Origin of the sequence: Wolbachia endosymbiont of Drosophila leontia (assembly GCF_028981785.1) — a bacterium.
Taxonomy (GTDB): Bacteria; Pseudomonadota; Alphaproteobacteria; order Rickettsiales; family Anaplasmataceae; genus Wolbachia; species Wolbachia pipientis.
Genome location: NZ_JAPQLK010000159.1, coordinates 1 through 3,624 on the forward strand (window position 1 = coordinate 1; position 3,624 = coordinate 3,624).

2 protein-coding genes are annotated in these 3,624 nt (G+C 37.2%); one reads left to right on the forward strand and one right to left on the reverse strand.

What is annotated here, in order from left to right:
- A partial coding sequence (locus tag OZD63_RS05655) for an ankyrin repeat domain-containing protein (RefSeq protein WP_274979570.1) occupies positions 1 to 822 on the forward strand: 822 nt, incomplete at its 5' end.
- 3 nt (positions 823 to 825) lie between these two features.
- Here OZD63_RS05655 and secA read toward each other — a convergent pair.
- Positions 826 to 3,486, reverse strand: a complete 2,661-nt coding sequence (secA, locus tag OZD63_RS05660) for a preprotein translocase subunit SecA (RefSeq protein ID WP_275008344.1) — start codon at positions 3,484 to 3,486, stop codon at positions 826 to 828.
- Between the last annotated feature and the right edge of the window lie 138 nt (positions 3,487 to 3,624).

The window sequence follows — 3,624 nt, forward strand, 5'->3', positions numbered from 1 at the left end:
CAGCTTGCAAATGATTGTCCTTTCCTTCATTTCTCTCCTATTACGAAGATTTTAAACAGGTTCTTAGATTATGCTGTTCACCTTGGGAATAAGATAGAAATGGTAAGGCTTCTGTTAAGGGCAGGAGCTACTAATGTACAAAATGGATTTGGATTTACTCCTTTGCATCATACTGCTGAGTGTGGATATGTACAAATGGTGGAAATCCTACTAAAAGAAGGAAGGACAGATGTTAATGCGCAAGATAAAAAAGGAAGAACTCCTTTGCATTATGCTGCCAGACATGGGCACACACAAGTAGTAGAAGTTTTGCTAGAAAAAGGAGCAGATGTTAATCTACAAGGCAAAGATGGAAAAACTCCTTTGCATTATACTGCTGAGAACGGGTATACACAAATAGCAGAGGCTCTATTAAAAGGAGGGGCAGGTGTTGATGTACAAGATAAAGACGGAAGGACTCCTTCATATTATGCTGTTTATTACACTCACGGTGAATATCCAAGACTAAATTATCAACATCCAAAAGTAGCAAAACTTCTACTAAATTATGGTGCAGATCCATCATTTATTCATAGACCTAAAGCTATAACAGCAGGAATTACTGTTGGTGTTATATCTGCTGTTGTAGTTCCACTAGTACTTGCCTATGCCACTGCATTACCTGCACTAGCAATAATTGGAATTACTGTAGCATCTGCACTGACAGTTGGTAGTATTACCTATGGAGTTACATATAAGTCATCAGAGTATTCATTAAACAGTAAGCTAAGTGAGGTTAGCTGCAGTAATGTTGATGGAAATAAACAAACTGTACAACCATAATTATTAATTCACCACAGTAACCGCGCCGTGGCAGTGTTTGTACTTCTTTCCAGAATTACAAGGGCACTTGTCGTTTCTTGAGACTTTGGGAAGTCTGCTATTTCTAGCAGAATGTAATCTATTGCCTATCTCTTGGTTGTCTGCCAACTTAAAGTGCGCTAGGCGATGAATGGTGAGTTCCTTCCATTTTTCAAGCATCGACTCAAACATCAAGAAAGCTTCGCGTTTAAATTCATTCAGTGGATCTTTCTGCCCCATAGCACGTAAGCTTATGCTTTGTCTTAGGCTCTCTAGAACTGAAAGGTGTTCCCTCCATAAATGATCAAGTGTCATTATCATCATTTGCTTCACGATCGTATTCCACAAATCTGTAGTGTGCTGACTGTTGAAATATTTTTCTTTCTCAGTAAAAAATTCTTGTATCTTATCATTTACATAATTCAAAGCTTCTTGTTTATTCAAAAACTTTGCCAAGTCTTCTTTATCAAGCGTTATTCCATACCTTGTATGGAATTCTTTGACTATATCTTCAATATAATCCTCATAATAGCCACTTTGGATTATACCTTCTACTACGCTCTCATTTACTTCGCTATACACTTCAAACAAATCATTAATTTCGTTGCCTAAGATATTGTTTCTCTGCTTAAAAATAACTTTACGTTGGTTATTGATTACGTCATCAAACTTAAGTAGAGATTTCCGCACGTCATAGTTTCTAGCTTCAACTTTCTTTTGCGCTTTCTCGAGTGCCTTATTGATCCATGGATGATGAATAGCTTCGTTATTCTTTAACCCTACTTTTTGTAAAAAGCTTCTCATTCTATCAGAACCAAATATTCTCATTAGGTCATCTTCGAGCGATAAAAAGAACTTAGAAAGTCCAGGATCCCCCTGACGACCAGAACGGCCGCGTAATTGATCATCTATTCTCCTGCTTTCATGTCTTTCGGTTCCAACCACACATAAACCACCAGCTTTTATAGCAATTTCCTTATCTTTTTTTACTCTTTCAATTATTTCTTGATATTTTTTTTCTCTTTCATCAGCATTTTTTATTTTCTTGAGCTCTACCTTTGCGATCATTTCAGCATTTCCACCAAGCTGAATATCAGTTCCACGCCCTGCCATGTTAGTTGCTATAGTGACACTACCTGGCACCCCAGCTTGCGCTATTATGTACGCCTCTTGTTCATGATAACGAGCATTCAATACTGAATGCTTAAGAGAATGGCTTTGCAAAAGCGCAGAAAGCTTCTCAGAGTTTTCGATGCTCACCGTGCCAACAAGGACCGGTTGAAGGTGTTTGTGGCATTCTTCTATAAACTTCAACACAGCATTAAATTTTTCCTTTTCTGTACCGTAAATTTCATCATCAATATCAACTCTTTTTACAGGTACATTGGTTGGAATTTTTACTACATCTAATCTGTATATATCACGAAACTCTTCTGCCTCTGTTGCTGCTGTTCCAGTCATTCCGGAGAGTTTATTGTACATACGAAAGTAATTCTGAAATGTAACCGATGCTAAAGTTTGGTTTTCATGCTGAATTTCAAGATTCTCCTTCGCTTCAAGTGCCTGATGAAGACCATCGGAATATCTCCTGCCCTCCATCATACGCCCAGTAAATTCATCAATAATCACTACCTTGCCATCCTTTACTATATAATCTTTATCAGCAGTAAACAGCTTATGTGCACGTAATGCTTGGTCTATATAATGAGTCATTATCATGCTGTCAGTATCATAGAGCGAGGAATTTTCAGGAATGAGATTGTATGACCTCAGTAGTTCCTCCACTCGTGAAATACCATCTTCAGTCAAGAATACCGTTCTACCTTTTTCATCTACTTCATAATCATAGTCAACTAATTTGGTTACTATTTTATTGATATGCTTATATATCTGATTGTTTTCCTCAACAGGGCCAGAAATAATAAGCGGAGTGCGAGCTTCATCAATGAGTATTGAGTCCACTTCATCAACTATTCCGTAGTGAAAGCCTCTCTGAACCATGTCTTCTTGAGAAAATTTCATATTATCTCGCAGGTAATCAAAGGCAAGCTCGTTATTTGTGGAATACACGATATCTGCACTGTAAGCCTCTTTCCTCTCTTCGTCTGTCAAGTTATTCGTAATAAACGCAACAGAAACCCCAAGAGAATTATATAATTTGCTCATCCACTCCGTGTCTCGTTTTGCAAGATAATCGTTAACAGTTACGACGTGCACGCCTTTCCCTTCTAAGGAATTTAGATATGCTGCTAAAGTTGCAACGAGTGTCTTTCCCTCTCCTGTTTTCATTTCTGATATCATGCCATTGTGGAGCACCATTCCACCAATCAGTTGAACATCAAAGTGCCTCATGTTAAGAAACCTTCGAGAGGCTTCACGCACAACTGCAAATGCAGGTACGAGAAGATCATTTAACGTTTTCCCATTTTTCAATTCTCGATTGAATTCTTCAGTTTTACCAGCAAGCTCCTCATCAGATAAGCTCTGCATTTCTGTTTCTAATGCATTTATTTGCTGAACAATTTTCCTAAAGGATTTTATTATCTTCTTGTTTGTTGATCCAAATATCTTTCTTATGAAAAAGAATGACAACGTAAAAATAAAAAATATAAGAATGGCTGTCAAAATTAGCGGGGAATCTAGCATAAACTTAAGTAAAGTCTTATTTAATATGAGATTATATTACTAAATGCAGCCTACAGCAATGACATATTAGAACCTGTTAAGGATCTCGAAAATATGAGGTAAAATGAGCATAGTTAAGAAAGAGGTATATCTATGCAA

Excerpts from the sequence above, each read along its gene's own strand:
- secA (WP_275008344.1), bottom strand. The coding sequence starts at position 3,486 with ATGCTAGATTCCCCGCTAATTTTGACAGCCATTCTTATATTTTTTATT.